Annotated in this window: 25 protein-coding genes; 9 read left to right on the forward strand and 16 right to left on the reverse strand. The window is 42.9% G+C overall.

The window, feature by feature from the left end; translation table 11 throughout:
* Positions 1–451: 451 nt before the first annotated feature.
* Positions 452–763, forward strand: coding sequence for a hypothetical protein (locus tag IRJ18_RS10160; RefSeq protein WP_194106066.1), 312 nt, complete (start codon positions 452–454; stop codon positions 761–763).
* 110 nt (positions 764–873) lie between these two features.
* Here IRJ18_RS10160 and ispE read toward each other — a convergent pair whose 3' ends face one another.
* Positions 874–1,677: a 4-(cytidine 5'-diphospho)-2-C-methyl-D-erythritol kinase gene (gene ispE / locus IRJ18_RS10165; protein WP_194106067.1), complete on the reverse strand. Its 804-nt coding sequence runs from the start codon at positions 1,675–1,677 to the stop codon at positions 874–876.
* 121 nt (positions 1,678–1,798) lie between these two features.
* On the opposite strand from ispE, the gene IRJ18_RS10170 reads away from it, so the two are divergent.
* The 5 genes from IRJ18_RS10170 (at position 1,799) to IRJ18_RS10190 (ending at position 8,732) form a co-directional block, all read left to right on the forward strand.
* Positions 1,799–2,620: a thymidylate synthase gene (locus IRJ18_RS10170; protein WP_194106068.1), complete on the forward strand. Its 822-nt coding sequence runs from the start codon at positions 1,799–1,801 to the stop codon at positions 2,618–2,620.
* Between the two features lie 123 nt (positions 2,621–2,743).
* The gene (locus IRJ18_RS10175) at positions 2,744–3,226 is read left to right on the forward strand and encodes a dihydrofolate reductase (protein ID WP_194106069.1); all 483 of its coding nucleotides are present in this window, start codon (positions 2,744–2,746) and stop codon (positions 3,224–3,226) included.
* Positions 3,227–3,340: 114 nt separating this feature from the next.
* The gene (gene secDF / locus IRJ18_RS10180) at positions 3,341–6,331 is read left to right on the forward strand and encodes a protein translocase subunit SecDF (protein ID WP_194106070.1); all 2,991 of its coding nucleotides are present in this window, start codon (positions 3,341–3,343) and stop codon (positions 6,329–6,331) included.
* Between the two features lie 233 nt (positions 6,332–6,564).
* Positions 6,565–7,881 (forward strand): NAD(P)/FAD-dependent oxidoreductase, encoded by a 1,317-nt coding sequence (locus IRJ18_RS10185; RefSeq protein ID WP_194106071.1) that lies wholly within the window; start codon positions 6,565–6,567, stop codon positions 7,879–7,881.
* On the forward strand, positions 7,878–8,732 hold the full coding sequence (locus tag IRJ18_RS10190) for a hydroxymethylglutaryl-CoA lyase (protein ID WP_194106072.1): 855 nt from the start codon (positions 7,878–7,880) through the stop codon (positions 8,730–8,732). The genes IRJ18_RS10185 and IRJ18_RS10190 overlap by 4 nt, the downstream gene beginning before the upstream one ends.
* Positions 8,733–8,852: 120 nt before the next feature.
* On the opposite strand, the gene IRJ18_RS10195 is transcribed toward IRJ18_RS10190, so the two are convergent.
* The 3 genes from IRJ18_RS10195 to fbaA form a co-directional block, all read right to left on the reverse strand.
* Positions 8,853–9,284 carry a GNAT family N-acetyltransferase gene (locus IRJ18_RS10195; RefSeq protein ID WP_194106073.1) on the reverse strand — a complete coding sequence of 144 codons (432 nt, stop codon included), beginning with the start codon at positions 9,282–9,284 and terminating at the stop codon, positions 8,853–8,855.
* Positions 9,244–9,762 carry a low affinity iron permease family protein gene (locus IRJ18_RS10200; protein WP_194106074.1) on the reverse strand — a complete coding sequence of 173 codons (519 nt, stop codon included), beginning with the start codon at positions 9,760–9,762 and terminating at the stop codon, positions 9,244–9,246. Before IRJ18_RS10200 ends, IRJ18_RS10195 begins: the two co-directional genes overlap by 41 nt.
* 84 nt (positions 9,763–9,846) lie before the next feature.
* Positions 9,847–10,926 carry a class II fructose-bisphosphate aldolase gene (gene fbaA / locus IRJ18_RS10205; protein ID WP_194106075.1) on the reverse strand — a complete coding sequence of 360 codons (1,080 nt, stop codon included), beginning with the start codon at positions 10,924–10,926 and terminating at the stop codon, positions 9,847–9,849.
* 212 nt (positions 10,927–11,138) lie between these two features.
* Here fbaA and accD point away from each other — a divergent pair, with 212 nt between their 5' ends.
* Complete coding sequence (accD, locus tag IRJ18_RS10210) at positions 11,139–11,984, forward strand: acetyl-CoA carboxylase, carboxyltransferase subunit beta (RefSeq protein ID WP_194106076.1); 846 nt, start codon at positions 11,139–11,141, stop codon at positions 11,982–11,984.
* Positions 11,985–12,089: 105 nt separating this feature from the next.
* Here the strand turns inward: accD and IRJ18_RS10215 are convergent, their stop codons facing one another.
* From IRJ18_RS10215 to glmM, 5 genes are all read right to left on the reverse strand, one after another.
* Positions 12,090–13,193: a C1 family peptidase gene (locus IRJ18_RS10215; RefSeq protein WP_194106077.1), complete on the reverse strand. Its 1,104-nt coding sequence runs from the start codon at positions 13,191–13,193 to the stop codon at positions 12,090–12,092.
* A 131-nt stretch (positions 13,194–13,324) separates the two neighbouring features.
* Positions 13,325–13,579 carry a hypothetical protein gene (locus IRJ18_RS10220; RefSeq protein WP_194106078.1) on the reverse strand — a complete coding sequence of 85 codons (255 nt, stop codon included), beginning with the start codon at positions 13,577–13,579 and terminating at the stop codon, positions 13,325–13,327.
* 65 nt (positions 13,580–13,644) lie between these two features.
* On the reverse strand, positions 13,645–13,971 hold the full coding sequence (locus IRJ18_RS10225) for a hypothetical protein (protein WP_194106079.1): 327 nt from the start codon (positions 13,969–13,971) through the stop codon (positions 13,645–13,647).
* 227 nt (positions 13,972–14,198) lie between these two features.
* A complete protein-coding gene (locus IRJ18_RS10230; protein WP_194106080.1) occupies positions 14,199–15,335 on the reverse strand; it encodes a cysteine desulfurase family protein in 1,137 nt (378 codons plus the stop codon).
* Between the two features lie 77 nt (positions 15,336–15,412).
* Positions 15,413–16,801 carry a phosphoglucosamine mutase gene (gene glmM, locus IRJ18_RS10235; RefSeq protein ID WP_194106081.1) on the reverse strand — a complete coding sequence of 463 codons (1,389 nt, stop codon included), beginning with the start codon at positions 16,799–16,801 and terminating at the stop codon, positions 15,413–15,415.
* Positions 16,802–17,079: 278 nt separating this feature from the next.
* Between glmM and IRJ18_RS10240 the strand changes: the two genes are divergently transcribed.
* Both IRJ18_RS10240 and IRJ18_RS10245 read left to right on the forward strand, forming a co-directional pair.
* Complete coding sequence (locus IRJ18_RS10240; protein ID WP_194106082.1) at positions 17,080–17,646, forward strand: phosphatase PAP2 family protein; 567 nt, start codon at positions 17,080–17,082, stop codon at positions 17,644–17,646.
* Entirely contained in the window at positions 17,646–18,368 is a 723-nt protein-coding gene (locus IRJ18_RS10245; protein WP_194106083.1) for a ZIP family metal transporter, read from the forward strand. The genes IRJ18_RS10240 and IRJ18_RS10245 overlap by 1 nt, the downstream gene beginning before the upstream one ends.
* Before the next feature lie 2 nt (positions 18,369–18,370).
* On the opposite strand, the gene IRJ18_RS10250 is transcribed toward IRJ18_RS10245, so the two are convergent.
* From IRJ18_RS10250 to IRJ18_RS10280, 7 genes are all read right to left on the reverse strand, one after another.
* Positions 18,371–19,168, reverse strand: a complete 798-nt coding sequence (locus IRJ18_RS10250; protein WP_194106084.1) for a DUF6438 domain-containing protein — start codon at positions 19,166–19,168, stop codon at positions 18,371–18,373.
* Between the two features lie 58 nt (positions 19,169–19,226).
* The gene (locus IRJ18_RS10255) at positions 19,227–19,634 is read right to left on the reverse strand and encodes a hypothetical protein (protein WP_194106085.1); all 408 of its coding nucleotides are present in this window, start codon (positions 19,632–19,634) and stop codon (positions 19,227–19,229) included.
* A 61-nt stretch (positions 19,635–19,695) separates the two neighbouring features.
* Positions 19,696–20,145, reverse strand: coding sequence for a MarR family winged helix-turn-helix transcriptional regulator (locus IRJ18_RS10260; protein WP_194106086.1), 450 nt, complete (start codon positions 20,143–20,145; stop codon positions 19,696–19,698).
* A gap of 32 nt (positions 20,146–20,177) precedes the next feature.
* Entirely contained in the window at positions 20,178–20,339 is a 162-nt protein-coding gene (locus tag IRJ18_RS10265; RefSeq protein ID WP_194106087.1) for a DUF5522 domain-containing protein, read from the reverse strand.
* Positions 20,339–21,277, reverse strand: a complete 939-nt coding sequence (locus IRJ18_RS10270) for an MBL fold metallo-hydrolase (protein ID WP_194106088.1) — start codon at positions 21,275–21,277, stop codon at positions 20,339–20,341. The genes IRJ18_RS10265 and IRJ18_RS10270 overlap by 1 nt, the downstream gene beginning before the upstream one ends.
* Entirely contained in the window at positions 21,274–21,867 is a 594-nt protein-coding gene (coaE, locus tag IRJ18_RS10275) for a dephospho-CoA kinase (protein WP_194106089.1), read from the reverse strand. The genes IRJ18_RS10270 and coaE overlap by 4 nt, the downstream gene beginning before the upstream one ends.
* On the reverse strand, positions 21,867–22,811 hold the full coding sequence (locus IRJ18_RS10280; RefSeq protein WP_194106090.1) for a CdaR family protein: 945 nt from the start codon (positions 22,809–22,811) through the stop codon (positions 21,867–21,869). The genes coaE and IRJ18_RS10280 overlap by 1 nt, the downstream gene beginning before the upstream one ends.
* Positions 22,812–22,880: the final 69 nt, after the last annotated feature.

Consider the following 22,880-nt stretch of genomic DNA (forward strand, 5'->3'; position numbering starts at 1 on the left):
CGTATAACTTATTTAAATAAGTAATTAAAAATCAATTAATTAACATAAAAACTAAAAGTAAAACTTAATATTAATACCTATGATATTAATGCAATATACTAAATAATTTAGCAAGCGTGGATTTTACCGATATTTTATAAATATAAATCACTAATAAACAGTAGATTAATATCATAATGTATAAGTTAAACATTAGATACTTCATAACGCTAATCTTAAGCACGTCTTAGTGTAAATAAATTTATAATCAATATGCTTGCCACCTACTCCATTTAAAAATCAAACATGCGCAGCTCACCTAAAAAATTGGCGCCAATTTTCAGGTGTTCAATTTTAAAAATGGGTCATGGATAGGCCTTTGATAGTCGTTAATAAAAAACCCTACCCTCTTTATTTTATTAGACATTTTAAAACCTGATATTAGAGGCAAACCATAAACTGAAAAACTACTATGAGATTAAAGACCATCTTTATTATTGTCATTACCATTTTACTTACCATTGTTATTATGCAAAACAATGCGCCGGTAACTTTTAAAGTGCTGTTCTTTTCGTTTTACACCTCGAAATTAATGATGATGCTTTGGGTAGCATTGGCCGCGTTTATTATTGGCTACCTGGTTGGTCGCCCTAAAGTGAAGAAGTTTAGTAACGATTACGGTCACGGTTATGACGAGCGCGACGAGAATACTCATGAAGGGTTAAACCAGCCGCAGAAAAATACACTAAGTGACGAAGACAGGGATTATATTAGTGAGGATTAGCACCACGCATGTGCGTCATGCCGAATTTGTTTCGGCATCCCATAAGATGAGTTAACAGAATGATTACTTTGCATGTGAGATGCCGAAACAAGTTCGGCATGACGATTTGATTAGATATTATAAAAAACCTGGTTATCTTTCTCCAATACTGACAAATCAGGGCGTGTGGCGAATATGCCAAATACTGAAGCCCCGCTCCCGCTCATACTGGCATATAATGCGCCAGCGTCATACAGGGCGGCCTTTACCCCTCTTATTTCAGGATGGTTCTTAAATACCGACTCTTCAAAATCATTTTTGATGATATACTTCCACTCTTTCACCGGGAACCCTATATGGCCCTGTAAAGGGCCCTCAGCGGGCTTTGGGCTTACACCGCGATAAGCCTCCGCGGTGGATACATGTGCAGGTGGCATCACCAGCACTAAATGATAAGTGGACAGATCGAGACTCACGGGCTCAAACTCATCCCCCTTTCCAAATGCGTATACCGGCTTGCTTTCAATAAAGAAGGCGCAATCCGCGCCCAATTGCCGGGCGTAGCCGCGCATCTGTTCCGCACTCAATCCTAAATTAAAATACTGGTTCAGTAATTTGATGAAAAAAGCAGCATCGGCCGAGCCACCGCCCAGCCCCGCACCTATTGGGATATGTTTATGAAGATGAATATCTACAGGCGGCAGGTCGAAGTCTTTTTTCAGCAGATCGTACCCTTTCAGGCACAGGTTATCCGTTATCTTGCCGGGAATATCCAGGCCAGATGCATTAAAGGTCACCTGATCGCTTTTAATAATTTCCAGCGCATCGTAAATCTTGATGGGATAAAAAACTGTTTCCAGGTTATGGTAACCGTCGGGTCGGCGACTGGTGATGTTTAAGCCTATATTTATTTTAGCGTTTGGAAATGCGATCATAATTCTCTTAACAACGGCCTGTATTTTTGCACATCCGTAGGATACCAAAAATAGATTATTTTTCTTTGCAGATGGTATTGATTGATTACTCATTCAATAATTCACTCATTCAATAATTGAAATGAAACAATATTTAGACCTGATGCGCCACGTACTGGATAACGGCGCCCAAAAGCACGACCGTACCGGCACCGGCACCATCAGCGTGTTTGGCTACCAGATGCGCTTTAACCTGAAGGACGGCTTTCCGCTGGTAACCACCAAGAAACTACACTTGAAATCTATTATACATGAATTGATATGGTTTTTAAGTGGTGACACCAATATCAAATACCTTAAGGATAATGGTGTAAAAATTTGGGATGAGTGGGCCGATGCCAATGGCAATCTTGGCCCTGTTTACGGTTATCAATGGCGGTCGTGGCCTACGCCTGATGGCCGCCATATCGATCAGATCACCCAGGTGGTAAACCAATTGAAAAACAATCCTGATTCGCGCCGCATTATGGTTTCGGCCTGGAATGTGGGTGATGTTGAGCACATGGCCCTTCCGCCATGCCACAGCTTATTCCAGTTTTATGTGGAGCCCGCAAACCCGCTAAAAGGTGAAACAAAGGGTAAACTTTCCTGCCAGCTTTACCAGCGCAGTGCCGATATATTTTTGGGCGTGCCGTTCAACATCGCCTCGTATGCGCTGCTAACCATGATGATGGCCCAGGTATGCGATCTGGATTATGGCGACTTCGTCCACACATTCGGCGATGCGCATCTGTACAATAACCATATTGAACAGGCCAACCTGCAACTAAGCCGCGAACCACGTCCGTTGCCTACAATGAAGATCAACCCTGATGTGAAAGACATCTTCGCCTTCAGGTTTGAAGATTTCACGCTTGAGAATTACGATCCATGGCCGCATATTAAGGGAGCGGTAGCGGTATAATATTACACAACACCATCTGTCATTTCGAACCGTAGGGAGAAATCTTCTGCACGCAGCCGGTCTTCACGTAAAAGATTTCTCCTTCCTCATTCGAAATGACATGATGTTTATACATTCGCAATTATGACAATCTCCGCCGTAGTAGCTATCTCCGAAAACAATGCCATAGGCAAAAACAACCAATTACTTTGGCATTTGCCCAATGATCTGAAACATTTTAAGCAGATCACCAGCGGGCATACCGTGATAATGGGGCGTAAAACTTACGACTCAGTTGGCCGTCCGTTGCCTAACCGCCGCAATATTGTGGTCACCCGTCAGCAAATAGAAATACCGGGGTGCGAGATAGTAAACTCGGTTGATGAGGCCATTGCTTTATGCGAAGGCGAGGAAGAGGTATTTATTGTTGGCGGCGCCGAGATATACAAACTGGCTATGCCCAAAACGGATAAGATATATTTAACCATTGTACACCAGGCATTTGAAGCCGACGCTTTCTTTCCGCAAATAGATGATAACGAGTGGGTGGCAATTGAAAGGGAAGACCACGGAACTGATGAAAAGCATAGCATCCCCTATTCATTTATCACACTACAGCGCCGCTAACATTTTCTGTCATCAAATTGTTTTAATTTAAAATTTTTGGGTTGCGAAATTTTATTAGATTTGCCGTCTTATTTAAAAAGGCTATAAACTAAATATATACATACAACAATAACAATGCAAGGTAAAGGGGTTATTAAATTTTTCGCCATCATACTGGCTATTTCATGCTTGTACCAGCTCTCGTTTACTTGGGTAACCAAGAAGGTTGAGAAAGATGCCGAAGTTTATTCAAAGGGTAACGAACAAAAAAAGAAAGCCTACCTGGATTCTATTTCAGGCCAGCCAGTGTACCCGTTATTTAACCATACCTACCAATACTGTAAAAACAAGGAGCTTGCTCTGGGTTTGGACTTAAAGGGTGGTATGAACGTTACAATGCAGATCGCATTAGGCGACCTGATCAAAACATTAGCTAACAACAACACAGATCCTGATTTTAACAGGGCACTGAGTAATGCCAGCCTTGATGCAAAAACCAGCCCGGCTAATTATATCAACCTGTTTATGGATGAATATAAAAAGATTAGCCCTAACGGTAAACTGGCCCCTATTTTCGCCACAAAAGAAAATGCCGGTCACATTAAGTTTGATGCTTCAAACAGCGAAGTTGAATCTTTCCTGAAAGATCAGGCCAATACCGCTGTTACGCAATCATTCAACATTTTGCGTACCCGTATAGATAAATTTGGTGTAACACAGCCAAATATTCAACTGCAAACTGGCACCAACCGTATTTTGGTTGAATTACCGGGCGTAACCGATAAAGAACGCGTGCGTAAACTGTTACAAGGTTCGGCTAAGCTGGAATTTTACGAGACTTACGAAAACCAGGAGGTTTACCAGTTACTTACTAATATCAACACCCTGTTGGCGGCCAAAAATAAAGCTGCGGGTAAAGGTAAAGACACTACAAAAGCGGTTGCTGCTGTAACCCCTGACGCTAAAAAAGATACTGCGAAAACAGCAGGCTCATTATTAAGCAAGGTTAAAAAAGAAGCTGGCACTGCTAAAGACACTTCATCGTTAAAAGGCAGATTAAAAGCTGAAGCAGAGAACCCGTTATTTGCTAAAATGACACCTGCTTATTCATCAGGCGCCAATGGACAGCCATCAGGATTACGCCCGGGCCCAACTGTTGGCTATGCTTCAGAAAAAGATACCGCCGCTGTTGACGCTTATCTGGCTATGCCTGAAGTTAAAGCTGTATTGCCACAAAACCTGAAATTGGTTTGGGGTATTAAACCAATAGAAAAAAGCAAAACTTTTGAATTATACGCCATCAAATTATCTGGCGCTACCAATGGCCCGGTATTAACCGGCGGTGTTATTACCGATGCCAACTCGGACATTAACCCGCAAACCGGTACTTACGAGGTTACCATGGATATGAACAGCGAAGGTGCACAAACCTGGGCACGTGTAACTGCTGCTGCCGCAGGTAACCCTAAAGATGAAACCGACAACCGTTCTATAGCCATTGTGTTAGATGATAACGTAGTTTCTGCCCCACGTGTAAGTAACGAGATCACTGGCGGCCGCTCCTCTATCAGTGGTAGCTTCACTATGGAAGAAACCAAGGATTTGGCCAACATTTTGAAAGCAGGCCGTTTACCGGCACCGGCACGTATTGTGTCTGAAGAAGTGGTGGGCCCGTCATTAGGTCAGGAATCTATCAACCACGGTTTGGCTTCAAGTATTGCCGGTTTGGTTGTGGTATTAATATTCATGGTTGCTTACTACAACCGTGCAGGTACTATTGCGGTAGTGGCCGTAATTGTTAACGTATTCTTCCTGATGGGTGTATTAACCAGCTTAGGCGCTGTGTTAACGCTTGATGGTATAGCCGGTATTATCCTGATACTCGGTATAGCAGTTGATGCCAACGTACTGATATATGAACGCGTGCGCGAAGAAATGGCGCATGGCAAATCTATCCGTTTAGCAGTTGCCGATGGTTTTAAACACGCTTTACCTTCAATTCTTGACTCTAACATCAGTACCTTCCTTACCGGTTTAATTTTATTCTCGTTCGGTTCGGGCCCTATCTTAGGCTTCGCCACAACGCTGATGATCGGTATTGTTACTTCCCTGTTCTGCTCGTTATTGATCTCGAGGTTAATATTTGAATGGATGCTGGGTAAAGGTTGGGATATTAAATTTAGCAACCCATGGAGTTCACATACCTTTAAAAACGCGAATTACGCGTTTGTTAAAAACCGTTTCAAGTTTTACGCCTTGTCAGGTACGTTTATCCTATTAGGTTTAATCTCTATGTTTACCCGCGGTTTCAACTACGGTGTAGATTTCCAGGGCGGCCGTACTTATGAAGTAAGGTTTGACAAAACTGTTTCTACACAAGCTATCCGCGATGCGGTTGACGCCGATTTTGGCCAGGGTAAAACCGAGGTTAAAACCTTTGGCAGCGATAACCAGATACGTGTAACCACCAATTATTTAATTGAAGACCAGTCGCAAACTGTTGACAATAAAGTGGAGACCGATTTACGCAAAGCAATGTCTAACGTTAACCCTAAATTTAATATCATTGGTCAGCAAAAAGTAGGCCCAACCATAGCTAACGACTTAAAAACATCGGCTATATGGACTGTAGTTTTCGCTATCATCGTAATTTCAGGCTATATCCTTATCCGTTTCCGCAAATGGCAGTTTAGCTTAGGTGCGATGATCGCTACCGCGCATGATGCCTTACTGGTACTTTCATTCTTCTCGATATTTAAGGATATGTTACCATTCTCGCTGGATATCGACCAGAAATTCATCGCGGCCATTTTGACAGTAATTGGTTATTCAATTAACGATACCGTGGTTGTATTCGACCGTATCCGTGAGTTCCTTAACCTGCACCATTCAAAAACCGACGATCCGAAAACGGTAATTAACCAAGCTATTAATAGTACTTTAAGCCGTACCATTATTACCGCGTTAACTGTAATATTCGTATTGTTAGTACTGTTTATCTTCGGTGGCGATGTACTGCGCGGCTTCTCGTTCGCGTTGTTGATAGGTGTTACCTTTGGTACCTACTCGTCAATTTGTGTTGCTACACCAGTTATCATTGACTTTGGTAAAAAAGATTTGAAATAAGAAAGTAATTTCTATCAATATTCAAGGCTCCAAAGAACATTTGGAGCCTTTTTTGTTATACATAAAAGCCAAAGGCACAAAGCTATCGCTATACGTCATTGCGAGGTACGAAGCAATCTCCAAGCTACGCGAAGAAGATTTAAATTCTAACCTTTGGGTGTAAAGATTGCTTCGTACCTCGCAATGACGCTTGTTTAAAACTTAATCAATCTAAAAGCTTTAAGCTTAAAACTATGGAAACATCAACCAAAACCAATTTTCCTTTAGTAGTTATTATCGGCGCTGGCTTCGGCGGACTTGAGGTTGCCAAAGGCCTTGCCGATAAGCCAGTAGAAGTACTAATGCTGGATAAGCATAACTACCATGTGTTTCAGCCGTTGCTTTACCAGGTAGCAACTGGCAGCCTGGAGGCAGAGTCTATCGCTTTTTCTGTCCGCAAAAATTTTAGCAGTCAAAAGAATTTCCGTTTTCGCATTGCCGAGGTGATGGGCTTGAATGCTGAAACTAAAACCCTGGATACCACTATTGGCGGTATTAAATACGATTACCTGGTAATAGCTACCGGCTCGACCACCAACTTTTTTGGCAACAAGCAAATCGAAAAGTTTGCCATGCCTATGAAAAGTATCCCCGAGGCGCTTAACCTGCGCTACCTGGTGCTGCAAAACCTGGAAGAAGCGGTATTGTTAAAAACCCGTGAAGAACGCGAGCCTTACCTGAACTTTGTATTGGTAGGCGCCGGCCCTACCGGTGTAGAATTGGCCGGGGCTTTAGCCGAACTGCGGAACCACGTACTTACTAAGGATTATCCCGAATTGGACAAAGAACACATGCGGGTTTACCTTGTTGATTTTATGCCTAAGGTTTTAGGGCCATTTTCAGAGCAAGCATCCGCAAAAGCAAAGGATTTCCTGGTGAAAATGGGGGTTGATGTATTGCTGAATAAAAAAGTGGAAAGCTACGATGGTGAAGTGATCAAGTTTGAAGACGGGCAAACTATCCGCACACGTAATGTCATCTGGTCGGCAGGTGTAATGGGTGTTATCCCCAAAGGTGTGCCCGAAGGCAGTATTATACGCGGCAACCGCATTCAAACAGATGCTATAAACCGTGTTGAAGGCGCCGAAAATATATTCGCTATTGGTGATGTGGCCGCTGTAATTACTGAAGAAACACCAAAAGGTCATCCAGGCGTGGCACAGGTAGCTATTCAACAAGGCAAACAGGTAGCCAAAAATATAGTACACATTATTAAGGGCGAACCAACCGAGCCCTTCAAATACTTCGACAAAGGATCGTTAGCAACTATTGGCCGTAACAAGGCCGTCGCCGATTTGGGTAAGATAAAATTCCAGGGATTTTTTGCCTGGCTGATATGGATGTTTGTGCACCTGGTATCGCTGCTGGGTTTCCGTAATAAGATTATCGTATTTATTAACTGGATAGGCAGTTACATTAATTACAATGGCGGCACACGGTTGATTATTCGTAGGTTTGTACGTGACAATGTACCGGCAGATGCCAGGCACCTGCCCAAAACCGAATCATGAGCCAAATTAAATTGACCGAATGCCCCCGCGATGCCATGCAGGGCCTGCACGATTTTGCACCGACCGACGTTAAAGCCCATTATATTAACCTGCTTTTAAAATGCGGTTTTGATACTATTGACTTTGGCAGTTTTGTATCGCCCAAAGCTATCCCACAGATGCAGGACACGGCCGCGGTGCTGGATAAACTGGATATGGGCAGCACCCAATCAAAACTATTGGCTATTATAGCCAATTACAGGGGCGCTGAAGAAGCCGCACAGCACGAAGCCATCACTTACCTCGGCTTTCCTTTTTCTATCTCTGAGACGTTCCAAATGCGTAATACCAATAGCACTATTGATGCATCGTTCGATGTGGTAAAGAAAATGCAGGAACTATGCGTAAAAAAGAATAAAAACTTACTGGTTTATTTATCTATGGGCTTTGGAAACCCTTACGGCGATATCTGGAACACCGAACTGGTTTTAAGCTGGGCCGAAAAATTGATAGCCGAAGGCATTAATGATATTTCATTAGCCGATACCATTGGCATGGCCAGCCCCGAACAGATTAGAGAATTATATCCTCTGCTAACAAATGCCTTTCCAGGTATCAATTTCGGCATACACCTGCACTCTACCCCCGATAGCTGGTTTGAAAAAATAGATGCCGCTTACCAAAGCAATTGTCGCCACTTCGATACTGCCCTGAAAGGCTATGGCGGTTGCCCTATGGCTAAAGACGACCTTACAGGCAATATCGCCACCGAAAACGTATTGAGTTACCTTGACGAGAAAGGGATTGACACAGGTGTTAATATGGCGTATTTTACTGAAGCGATGTCATATTCAGGGCGGGTGTTTGGCTAACCAGCCACTGTCCCAATCACGTCATTGCGAATGATAGCGTGGCAATCCCCGATAAGCAGAGCGGCTCTGTAAATCGGGGATTGCTACGTCGCTACGCTCCTCACAATGACGCGTCGGTTTTTACTTCTTCACCATCTTAAAATGCTTTATCCCCGCTTCTTCAAACTCATCGCCTTCGGTGGCGAAACCGCATTTTAGATATAGCGGTACGGCGGGTGTTTGCGCATGCAGATAAACATAAGTTGCCTCCAAAGGCAAGTCGGCAAGTACAGCTTTAACAAGCTCCTGCCCTATTCCCAGGCCCCTGTAAGGCTTCAAAACAGCAAAGCGTTCCAGCTTTATACCTTTGTCTGTTTGCCGCCACCTGGAGGCTGCTACGGGTTTACCGTTTATGGTAGCAAGGAAGTGATTAGATACTTCTTCATTTTCCCGTTCCAGTTCAGGCGGACAACCCTGTTCGTTAACAAAAACCTCGGTACGGATTGCAAAAGCTTTTTCCAGGTCGGGTTGGTTATTTATCTTTTTTACTTGAATCTTTCTTTGTTCGGGCATCGTTATAATGCTTCTTGTTTTTATAGCCGGCTAATTTAATATTATGGTTTTCATCTGCTGCATCAATTGAATGAGTGCACGTTAAATCATCTTCCATTTGGGCCAATGCATATAGCCGTACATAATATTTATGCAAATGGTCAAGTTCATCTTCGGTCAGGTCTTCAATATCAACCATGCGGTTACTTGCCCCCTGATGCGATGCTAATAGTTCATTCAGTTTTAAATGTATAGCCTTTGAATCTTTATTCTGCGATTTTTGTATCAGGAACACCATTAAAAAAGTAACAATTGTAGTACCGGTGTTTATAATTAACTGCCAGGTGTTTGAATAATTAAAAATCGGGCCGGTTATAATCCAAACAAGTATGATCAGGGAAGCGATAATAAATGCGGCAGAACTGCCTGTTGCTATAGTTGCCCAATTGGCAAACCGTTCGAAAAAGTTCTTTTTTGCTTTATTTGGTATAACAGCCATAGGATATAATTTAAATAAATTGAATATAAACTAAAAACGTCAGTACAACAAAGTACCGACGTTTTTGTGATGTTGAAAAATAACTTATAGCTTACTATTTACATCAAGACAATTTAAGTCCTCAAAAGCAACCTTCAGGCGTTTTACAAAATTCTCTTCGCCTTTGCGCAGCCACACGCGTGGGTCATAATATTTTTTGTTTGGCGAATCCTCGCCATCCGGGCTGCCAATTTGCGATTGCAGGTATCCTTCTTTAGATTGGTAGTAATCTTTAATGCCTTCCCAGAAAGCCCATTGCATATCAGTATCAATGTTCATTTTAATAGCACCGTAGGATATAGCCTCGCGGATCTCCTCCTGGCTTGAACCCGAACCACCATGGAATACAAAATTGATCGGTTTCTCAGCGCTCAGGTTAAATTTCTTCTTCACATATTCCTGCGAGTTATGCAGGATAACGGGCTGCAGTTTAACATTACCCGGTTTGTAAACCCCATGCACATTACCAAAAGCAGCAGCTACCGTAAAGCGCGGACTAACTTTCATCAGGTGTTCGTAGGAATAAGAAACTTCTTCGGGTTGGGTATATAAACGTGAACTATCTACATCGCTGTTATCAACGCCGTCTTCTTCACCCCCAGTTACGCCCAGTTCAATCTCCAGTGTCATACCCATTTTGGCCATGCGCTCCAGGTATTTGGCAGATATTTCAATATTTTCTTCAATAGGTTCTTCAGAAAGGTCCAGCATGTGCGATGAGAACAGCGGCTTGCCGGTTTCAGCAAAATGTTTCTCACCGTAATCTAACAAACCATCAATCCATGGTAATAACTTTTTAGCGGCGTGGTCTGTATGCAATATCACAGCTATGCCATAATGCTCGGCTAATAAATGCACGTGCTTGGCGGCAGATACACCACCCAAAATGCAAGCTTGCAGCTTTGAATTATCAATTGATTTACCGGCATAGAATTGCGCCCCGCCATTTGATAATTGGATAATTACCGGCGATTTCACAGCAGCGGCAGTTTCCATAACCGCGTTGATGGTGTTAGTACCAATAACGTTTACAGCCGGTAGCGCAAATTGGTGCTTTTTGGCTATTTCAAACAGTTCCTGCACCTGGTCGCCATGCAGTACACCTTTATAGTTTTTTAAATCCATGGAATATAATTTTGATGTCCGAAGTTATAAATTTTCTATACAAAAAAGCACTTTTAAAGATATTAGTGTAAAAAATACACCAAGTATTGGTCGTTGGCAATTTAACCTGCTATTTTTAATTAGTTATTTTCCAACATACCGGGTGGAAAATACAAACACTCAATTAAATTTTTTGTTTCTTTGCAAACACATTGAACGAAGAAGAAACAAATATGTCGTGGTTTAAAAGGGAACTTAAGGGAATAATTACGTCTACTGAAGAAAAGAAGGAAGCACCTGACGGTATCTGGAACAAATGCCCTAACTGCAAAAAGCCCCTGCATTATTCAGAACAAGTTGAGAACCAATATGTTTGCCACTATTGCGGTTACCATATCCGTATAGGTTCAAAAGAATATTTTTCCATTTTATTTGATAACAACGAGTTTACCGAACTGTTCCCGAACCTTACATCGGGCGACCCACTGAACTTTACCGATACCAAAAAATACACCGACAGGCTGAAAGACACCATCAAAAAAACCGGGCTGAACGATGCTATCCGCGCCGCTTACGGTAAAATTGACGGACAGGATATTGTTATTGCCTGCATGGATTTCAATTTTATTGGCGGCTCTATGGGTTCGGTTGTAGGTGAAAAGATAGCCCGGTCGATTGATCACAGTATCGCTACCAAAGCCCCATTCCTGATGATATCCAAATCGGGCGGTGCACGTATGATGGAAGCGGCGTTTTCACTAATGCAAATGGCTAAAACATCGGCCAAGCTGGCTTTACTGGCGCAAGCTAAAGTTCCGTATATCTCTTTATTAACCGACCCTACTACCGGTGGTGTAACCGCATCATACGCTATGCTGGGCGACATCAACATTGCTGAACCCGGCTCGCTGATAGGTTTTGCTGGTCCGCGGGTTATTAAAGAGACCATTAAAAAAGACTTACCTAAAGGTTTCCAAACTGCCGAATTTGTGCAGGAACACGGTTTCCTTGATTTTATAGTAGACCGCCGTGAAATGAAGGAGAAATTAGCTTCGTTTATAAAGATGATGAATAATTAGGTGAAAAGTCCGAAAGATATTATATAAAACAGAAACGGCCCGAGTAATTCGGGCCGTTTCTGTTTTATAGCTCCTCTCCCCTGGAGAGGGTTGGGGTGAGGCTTTCTACTCCGCCGTTTTCGATATCATTGCCGGGGCTAATGCTTTTTTATTCACCAGTATAGAGATAGTATTGATAGTAAAATATGGCATGCTCACATAAATATAACCCTCATACGGGCCAGCTTTGCCCCACGAGTTTTTCACGATGAAATATTCGTTGCCTTTTTCGTCTTTAGCCAGGCCGGTGATCTGCATCAGGTGATCGTCCTGAGTAACCTGTTTATCAAACAGCTCCTGGCGAATCTTTGCTGTGGGCTTGCCTTCAGTAAACGAGGCAAAATCTTTCGCGTCAACTTTACCGTTTGTCCATTTAGCATAACCTACATTTTGCCTGAAACCGGTATTGCTTACATCGGCATCCCAGGCAATGGTATATCCTTTCTGGATAGCCTGTTTAACTGTACTGATAAATTCATCAAGCGGCAGGTTATAAAACATGTTGCTGTTATAGTTATCAGGCACCTCCATAGCGAAGGTGGTATAATAAGGATGATGGGTAAATGACGTTAGCCCGATATAATCTGATAATTTTAATGATACATTTTGCGCGGCGTAACTTTTAGGCGTATACTCTTTACCATTATAGGTAAATTTTACCGGTGGTGTCCCTAAATAACTGCCTAAAATGGCTTTAAAACCATTTTCCCAATTCGACGGAATGGTATCCTGGTTCTTTTTCAGTATATCATCCAGGTACCCTTTCAGTTTGCCTTCCATTTCGCCGTCTTTGTTCAATACATTGTCCTTACCAACACCCGGGTAAATATTCTGCGGCATAGCACCGTAAGTATTGGTGCAATAGATCATGTCCTGCTGGATACCACCTTCGGTAAAACGGGTATTGCCGCGGCGGCGGATATACTTCTCGGCTTTATCTATATACAGGCTGTAAACGGTAAATACTTCTGAAAGATCGGTTTCTGGCTGCTGTTTAAATAACAATTCACTCTCAGCCAGTGCCGTGCTTGAAAAACACCAGCATGTGCCGGACATTCCCTGGTTCTTAACCGGCGTTGCTGCATTATTTTTTATTACCGTAAACTTTGGCGACTGGGCGAACGCGCTCCCCGCCAATATTAAGGCGGCAAATAACAAAGAAGGTTTCATGAGCTAATTTTTGTATGATCAAATATAAAAAATTAGCCCGTTAAAAAACAAGCGGCCCATTTTGGGCCGCTTGTTTTATCCTGAGTGTTCATTCTGATTCTTACTCTTGAATCTTAACGCTTGTTTCTCTCCTAAGTTCCTAAACCTACAGTGCCATCCAGTGCACCGCCGCCCTCTACATTCTGGTCAGGTAAATCGGCTAAACTGCCATCCTTGTTCAGTACATTAAATGGTATATCTTTATTAGGGCCATTGGTTTCAAGGCTGCCTTTTTCAAGCTGTCCCTTGCTGTCAATTTCAAACCCGGGCGTGGCCCCTTCAGCTTGTTCCTTTGGCCATTTGTTGTTGTCACGGTCTTGACCGGGACTGTTATTTTCGATATTCATAACTATTCCTCCTTAAATTTAAATAAGCCCCTCTCTCTGGAGCGGGGTTGGGGTGAGGCTCTCTCTTAAATACCTTCAGTACCAGGCTCGTGGCCTACCATACGGCCGGTGGTGCGGCCATGATTACCGGGGGTAAAATCTGTAGTAGCCCTGCCTTCTGACGGAAACTCTTTTTCGCGTGTCGGACTTACATCATTTTGTTCACTGTACGATGCATCGTTACCATCATCGTGCTGCTGCACTTCCTGCTGCTGTGAATAGCCTTGCTGTTCCCTGTCGGCCTGCTCACGTTCAGGCATTTCGTTAGCATTTTGCTGTTGTTCCTGTTCAGGGTTTTCGTCCGGGCGTGACCAATTGGTTGATCCGGTCCCGTTATTATTGTTAGTTTCCATAGGTTTTTAATTTTAATTGTTAATTAATAAACCCATCGAATCACGTAATTGTTTTAACGGAAATATTGTATGTTTAAAAAGGATAAAGTAAAAATGCATTTCGACCGTAGGGAGAAATCTTATACACGCGACTAATAAAATGTATAAGATTTTTTCCCTTCGGTAAAGAGAGTAGTTCTCCTCGTACCTCGTTCGAAATGACACAGAGAAGGATGAAATTATGATGCTTACGCATTCACCAAACAAATATCTTTTACCTTGGCTACGGTAAAATCAATCTCCTCTTTAGTGGTATATTTTGAGAATGAAAACCGCACCGACGGCCTTTCCGGACTTGCACCGATAGCGGTAAGCACGTGCGAGCCTATGTTACTGCCTGAACTGCAGGCGCTCCCGCCCGACGCCGAAATACCGGCAATATCCAGGTTAAACAACAGCATATCACCCATATCCATTGCGGGGAAGGATACGTTAAGAACGGTGTAGAGGCTTTTATCTTCGTCGGTTTCGCCGTTAAAAGCAATACCCGGTACGTTTTCTTCCAGTTGCTGCTTCATGTACGATTTCAAGCCCTGGATATGATCTTTATGGATATCCATTTCGGTATAACATATATCCAGCGCTTTGGCTAAACCGGCAATGCCATAAATATTTTCGGTACCGCCACGCATATTACGTTCCTGCGCGCCGCCATATATCATGGGCTTTATTTTAACCTTGTGGTTCACATATAAAAAACCTACCCCTTTTGGTCCGTGGAATTTATGCGCCGCGCAGGCAATAAAATGCACTTTCAGTTTACCCAGATCGTGCGGATAATGCCCCATGGTTTGCACGGCATCGCAATGAAAAATGGCATCATATTTCTCGCAGATGTCCCCTACGCGCTCAATATCAGTAAGGGTACCCAATTCGTTATTGGCATGCATCAGGGATACAAAGGTACGCCCCTGGTTTTGCAACATTTCTTCCAACTGTTCATAGTTAATGTTGCCTTTGCTATCCACATCAACAAACTTCAGGTTGATGATCCCTGCACGTTCCATAGCTTCCAGGGTATGGATCACCGCGTGATGTTCTAACTTGCTGGTGATAGCAAACTTCAGCCCAAGATCAACAATACCACACCTGATGGCTGTATTATCGGCTTCAGTACCGCCTGACGTAAAAAATATTTCGGCTGGCGAGGTATGCAATAAGTTTGCGACTGTTTTGCGGGCCTTCTCTATCAGTGAGCGGGCTTCGCGGCCATGCGCGTGAATTGATGATGGGTTACCAAAATGATTTTCCATCACTTTGTAAATTTCTTGCAACACTGCGGGATCCATCGGGGTCGTGGCAGCGTTATCTAAGTATACGCGCATGTTTTATGGGTTTTTAGTTAGCATCCCATAGGTCTTAAGCTGCTTAATGCTTCGGATTTGCGGTCCGGACTTTCTGACTAACTGAGTTTTAGAATTTCTTTTATATCGTTAATAATTTTATTAGCAAGGTTATTAGCTACCGTTTCAGAATTCCCTTCAGAGTATATCCTGATAATTGGTTCTGTGTTAGAGCGACGCAAATGTACCCATTCTTTATCAAATTCTATCTTCAGCCCATCGATTGTGGTATGCGGCTGACTTTTATATTTTTCCTCTACCTTCAGCAGTAGCGCGTCTATATCCATTTCCGGTGTCAGCGTTATTTTATTTTTCGAGATAAAATAGTTAGGATAGCTGCTTTTTAACACCGAAACAGGTTTACCAAATTTGGCCAGGTGCGTTAAAAATAAAGCTATACCGGCCAGCGCGTCGCGCCCGTAGTGCAATTCAGGATAAATTACCCCGCCGTTGCCTTCGCCGCCGATAATAGCGTTGGTGGCCTTCATTTGGTTTACTACGTTCACCTCTCCTACGGCCGCTGCATTGTATTCGCCACCAGCACGTTCGGTCACATCGCGCAAAGCACGGGTTGATGACAGGTTAGATACCGTATTTCCTTTTTGGTTTTTCAGTATATAATCGGCTACAGCTACCAGGGTATATTCCTCGCCAAACATATTACCATCCTCACATACAAAACACAGGCGGTCTACATCCGGGTCAACCGCTATACCCAAATCGGCATTTTTGCTTAATACTTCCTTAGATAAAGCCGTCAAATTCTCGGGCAGTGGTTCGGGGTTATGCGGAAAATAACCATCTGGCTCGCAATATAATTTATGGACGGTATTTACCCCTAAGGCGTTTAGCAATGCCGGCACAAATATGCCGCCAGTAGAGTTCACGCAATCAATAACTACCTTGAAATTTGCTTTAGTAATAGCATCCACATCAACTAAAGGTAAAGCCAGTATCTGGTCTATATGCTTTTTAAGATAGGTATCATCCTGTTTAACAGTACCCAGGTCGTTCACATCAGCATAAATAAAATCGCTGCGTTCTGCAATATCCAGCACTTCTTTACCATCAGCGTCGCTGATAAACTCTCCGTCGGCATTCAATAATTTAAGGGCATTCCATTGCTTAGGGTTGTGGCTGGCCGTAAGTATAATACCGCCGGCCGCGTTCTCTAACGGAACAGCCACTTCTACTGTTGGAGTTGTGGACAGCCCCAGGTCTACCACATCAATACCAAGACCTTGCAGGGTACCTATTACCAGGTTGTTCACCATAGTGCCCGATAAACGGGCGTCGCGGCCAACAACGATTTTCCTGATCCCCGATTTTTTAACGGCCCAGCTGCCATAAGCCGATGTAAATTTAACTATATCAAGTGGTGTTAAGCCATCGCCGGCAGCACCGCCTATTGTACCTCTAATTCCTGAGATTGATTTTATGAGTGTCAAAGTATAATTGTTTTAGTCGCCAAAAATAAAAAATATTGCCCGCATGGCACTGTATTATTTTGAATGTTTGCGGCTTTGAGTTCTCGTGGCGTTTGGCTAAAGCCATAATATTCATTATTCATGTCCGTCATTTAAAAGGAACGGCATAATTTAGCTAAATCCAGCTAATTTCATTGCCGTTGGCTTCAGGCAACGGATAGCAACATTTACAAAGGGCTTTAGCCAAATCACAATTCGCCTCAATTTATCGTTATATTTGGGCCAATCTATAGTAAAGCATGCCCGATTATTTATTACAGCTTGACCGTAAGCTGTTTTATTTCTTCAACCATACCCTATCCAACCGGTTTTTCGATTGGATTATGCCTTTTTTGCGGTACCCGCAGTTTTGGATACCGGTGTATGTGTTTATCCTAATATTTTGCCTGGCGCGTTATAAAAAGCAAGGCGTAATTATCCTGTTGCTGTTGGTGGCCACATTTGCTGTGTCCGATTATACCAGCGCGCATATAGCCAAACCCTTAGTAAAACGCCTGCGGCCATGTAACGATCCGGCTATGGCGCAAACCATCATCAGGCGGGTTGATTGCGGCACAGGCTATAGTTTTCCCTCATCGCACGCCAGTAACCATTTTGCTATAGCGGTTTTCCTGATAGCGGTTTTCCATAAACGTTGGAAATGGATTTGGTTTTGGTGTTTACTATGGGCTGTTTTGGTTTGCTTTGCACAACTATATGTAGGCGTGCACTACCCCATTGATATTTTAACGGGCGCTGTTTACGGCACCCTGGTGGGTTACTTGTTTGGTTCGGTTATAAAAAGAAAATTTGTCCCTGATTTTTAATGGCAGCCTGGAAAGTTATTATCCTTTTTTTAGCCGCGTTTGGCGGTGGTATCTCTGTTTTTTTATTTAAAGGCGGCAACCATAAGCAGTTAAAGCTGGTGCTTTCCTTTAGCGGGGCTTATCTGTTTGGAATTACTGTACTGCACTTAATACCCGATGCTTACCATGGTAACGATAACCTGGTTGGGGTATTTATCCTGATAGGTTTCCTGTTCCAGATCGTTTTAGAGCAGTTTTCAGACGGTATTGAACATGGGCATATCCACACCCATTCGCATGCCCTGGGCCAGGCAGTTTTTCCACTGGGCATAATGGTAAGCCTTTGCCTGCACGCGTTTTTAGAAGGCATGCCTTTAGCCGAAGGCCAGCAAGACCAACTGGTGTTTGGTATTGCCCTGCACCACATCCCGGCGGCATTTGCTTTGGGGAGCGTGCTATTAGGCAGCAATATCAAAAAGAACAACACCATATTTTACCTGTTCCTGTTTGCCATTATGGCGCCCGCAGGTTACTTTTTCAGCTCGGCCTTAAGCAGTGGCGGCATTGGCAACCTGCAGCATTATTTTAACCGGATAATGGGCGTGGTGATCGGTATTTTCCTGCATATATCCACCACTATCCTGTTCGAATCCAGCGAGGACCATAAATTTAACATGCGGAAAATGATTGCAGTATTATTAGGCGTAGGGATAGCGCTTGCAAGCTTTTTAATAGAATTGTAACATCACTTTGTAAAATTGATCGTCACTGGCGCGCTGGCTGGTGTCCAGTTAACATTCCGAGGCATATCCAGCAACATAGTTTTTAAGGGTTCTATTGCAAAAGGGACCTCCATTGTATTCAGGTATAACACTTTATGATTGTAATGTACTTCGATAGTATAGTCGGGCGCATCAACGTTATGTAGTGTATTTCCAACCAATTTATCTAAATCGGCAGTTTTAAGCAGGTTAGTCAACTGCGCGTATAGTTGCAGGGATAATTTCCCTTCAAATTGCCCTTGTTTAACGGCAAATTTACCGCCAATGTACCTTACCTTACGGTTATAATCTATCTCCAATGTTATCGCCGGGCAAAAACCATAACAATTGGTCGAGTGGAATAATAGCTTTTCAAATTTGATATCATTAGTCACGGTCGTTATATCCTTAAATCTGTAGTGTTTTTGCGCGGATGCAAGCGTAGCCGCAACCATATAATATGAGGCTTGCTGATTTACCGGCGTTAATACCAACTCTCCTTTTTTTAAGGTATCCATAATAAAATCGCCGGTATCGGATGCCGGGTAATTTTTTACCTTTAACGTATCGCCCGAAACATTGTACATGAATGATTTACGGATATTACCGAATTTCGAGTGGATCTTTTCAAAGACCAGCTGAGTAGGATAACCTTCGATTTCCAGGGTGCTGAGGTAAAGGGAGTCGTTACCTGCCCAAAGCGTTTTCAACACCGGTTTCTGTGCAAAAGCATAAATATTAAATATGAGTATAAAAATAAACGTGGTGGATAGGGTTCGCATATCTTTACTAAACGGCCTAATTTTAATTTATTATATTTATGGTGACGGGTGCGTCAAATTACCAATAAAAGTAACCGGCAATAAGTGCTGCTACAGTAAAGTTGATGGCAGCCGCTATTAGCTTACCTACTACAAAAGCTTTGTTGTAATTAACATAAATGGCGTTGCCTAATTCAGTTATTAGGGTAAAGCAGCCAAAACAAATTAGCCCTAACTTGCAATTGGATAGGGCGTTTGCGGGCAGCACATAATGACTGCCTATTTTTACATAAAACAAAGTGAATAAGGCCCCAAACACAAACGATAATATTGTGCTGTAGGTGTAACTTGAATAGTTTTCTTTGCGCCAGGTTTGGGGTGTTAACCGCTGGTACTGATGAAACAGGAAGCCGATAATAAGCCAGTCTACAACAGTGTTTGCTAAGCCAATGGAAACGGTTGAAAAAATAAAATGTGAAGTGGTCATGATAATCAGGTTTAAATAATTTGAATAAATTTATTTAATTATCTGATTAACAACAAATTATTTACCCTCTCATTTTATCTAACAGGTCGCTTAATTGCGCGGCTTCTTCTTCGGTGAGGTTATCTTTCAGGAAGTCTTTTGGTTTAAACTCGATATCCATCCTGGCTAACAACTCCAGGCCGGCATCGCTGATGCGGATATCTACGGCACGGCGATCTTTTTTATTAGTACAGCGCGACACCATCCCTTTCTGGATCAACCTATCCACAATACGCGATGCATCCGACATTTTATCCAGCATGCGCTCCTTTAGTAAATTAATAGTAGCCGGGTTTGGGTATTGGCCGCGCAGTATGCGCAGTACATTAAACTGTTGGGTAGTAAGGTTATACTTCTCGAATTGCTCTCGGGTGATATTTGACACCCAGCCATGAGTATAAGTAAGGTTGACAAGTACCTTGTGGTAGTTGTCTTCAAATTTGGTGATCTGTATTTCCTTATCTATCTGCATAACCTAAAGTAATAATAACAAATGTAATTACCTTATTTTTGTTTTGCTGTATCGTCCTGTTTAGGTTTACCATAATCCCAGGGGCAATGCAGGCATTTGTTTTTACAGCAATATCCTCGTTTTAAATGGTACTCTTTGGTGAATACGAAGTTACCATCTTTGTTTATATAATAATCAATATTCTCCCGCAGCATCAGGCCAGCATTTTAACAAAAATAGTATTACTAAAATGTGTTGCCAAATGGCGGCCATCGCCGTGTAATGTCCATAGTTGTTTTGGTTGGGTATGGGCTACTACTTGTAGTATATCGCCCCAGTCGGCATGGTCTGATATCATTAGGGTATCCTGTTCGTTCACCTGCAAATTCTTCCAGCCCGATGCAAATAAGCGCTTTACCCCTACGGCCTTAAAATAGCTATCGAATGTGAATGGCGGCACTATGTAAATGTATTCATCCTGCTGCTTCATTAGTTTGCGGCTGTATAATTCATATTTGCCAAGCGCAAACCCCAGTTTCTCGTAAACCTGGCATAGCGGCATGATACGGTGATGTACTAATATCTTCTTCCGTGGCACAAGATCGTTTATCATCCTTATCAACCGCTGGCTTTTGCCTAAGCCATAAGCGCCCAGCATAATATTCATTTTGATATCGCCCAGTTTTATCACCTCCTGTACATGGTTTGGATGTACCGTATTAGGTTCGGCAAAAGTACTTTCCGTGATCAGTACATCGGCTTTTACAAATTCATAGGGCTCGCAGGAAGCATCAGCCTGTAGTTTATAATCGCCTGTATACAGATACCTGGTGGCTTCGTACTCCATCAACACCTGTGCCGAGCCTAACATATGACCTGCCGGTATCAGCGTCACCTTTACCTTACCTACATAAAAGCTTTGGCCAAATTCGGCCAGGTGAAATTCCCTGCCCGCATTTTTACCGTACCGGATCAGCATAAACTGGTAGGTGGCATTAGTGCAGTAAACATTGGTATTGCCGCTAACGGCGTGATCGCCGTGCGCATGCGAAATAACCGCGTTGGCCACCGGCTGCTGCGGGTCGAGATAAAAATCGCCGTAGGGGCAGTATAAGCCTGTCTGGTTAAAGTAAATAAAGTCGTTGATAATCATTTACTTAAGGATAAGTAAAGCTGGTGCAGGGCCAATACTTGTGGAATAACCAGCTGCGTTTCATCGTTGCAGATCACATCGTTGGCCAGCGATAGCTTTTTCTCTTCGCTAAACTGCTTGTTGTTTCGGTTTAATGCCTCCTCGCGGGTAATGTGGTCTCGCGATAACACGCGTTGCAAACGCAATTCCAGTGGTGCTGTTACCATCAGGGACCGGTCGCACATTTTATAGGAATCGCTTTCAAAAAGCAAGGCGGCCTCCTTTATTACATATGGCACGGCAGACTGCAAAGTCAGCCAGTTATCAAATGCCCTGAATGTTGCCGGGTGCACCAACGCATTAAGCTTGGTTAACTCATCGGCATTGTTAAAAACTATCCCGGCAATGTGCTTACGGTTAAGCGAACCATCATTAAAGTAGGATTCATTGCCAAATGCGGCTTTAATACCGGCTATCAGTTCGGCATCGCGTACCATTACATCCTTGGCATGGTTATCAGCATAAAAAACCGGCACGCCAAGTAATTCAAAAACTTTGCTTATGGTGGTTTTACCACTGCCAATATTGCCGGTGATACCTACTTTAAACATTATTTTTTTACTATAAAATCAATATTTTGCGGTTCAATGCTCACCATTTTGCAAAAGGCGGGTATGCGGGTAAGTTTTACAGGCAAAGTGCTGTAACCTTTATTACGCCAAAGGTTAAGATCGGCCACCGCTTCAAAATCGTTCTCATCGGTTTCGGCGTATTTTTTTAACGATACGGTAAATCTCAATTTTACTTTTTGGGGGAATATCTTAACGTTATCGTAATTGTAATTAAGCAGCTTTACCGGCACCTCCAATGTTTTTTCTGTAAACTCATCAACAGGTATACTCACTTCCACCGCTTTCGGAAAAACAACCATACTGCCATCACGTACGGGGCGCAGGTTAAGACGGGTGTTATAATCCTCGTTAATATTATTCAGTTTCAGCGAATCGGTGGGCCATTCGGCTATTTTATCAATATGGCTTGCAGGGCCGCTAATAGTAATATAGGACGGTTTAATACTGATATAATTGGCCAGGGCAAACCGTTTCTGATAACTAACAGATAGCATTAATTTAACGGGTACCTTTTTCACCATCCGGTTGGTAAAATCAAAATACAAGGTATCGGGGCTAACAGCCAGAATTTGATTTGCGGCATCCCGCTCGGCATTGATCTGCTTAAGCTGGCTGCTTAAAACCACAAAGTTTTTACTATCCAGCGTATGCAGATCGATATTGACAACCCGGTTTTGCTTATCCATTTTAGAGAACAGCATTTGCCAGCCGCTCCCTTCCATAGTTACATCGATAGTATCGGATTGCAGGGAACGATAAGCCCTGCGCTGCGGCGCGTTTTTAAAATTAACTACTTCTTTTATAACGTACCTGTGATCGTTAGATAACGACACAAACACCCACGCAATAATAGCCAGCATAAGGCAGGTAATAAATACCGACAGGCGCCTGCGTTCTATAGCCGTAAGTTTTATAATAGCCATTGCGTGTTTGTTATTAGCCTCACCCCAACCCCTCTCCGGCAGAGAGGGGCCAAGAAATTTTGAGGGCTT

Source organism: Mucilaginibacter boryungensis (assembly GCF_015221995.1).
Lineage (GTDB): Bacteria > Bacteroidota > Bacteroidia > Sphingobacteriales > Sphingobacteriaceae > Mucilaginibacter > Mucilaginibacter boryungensis.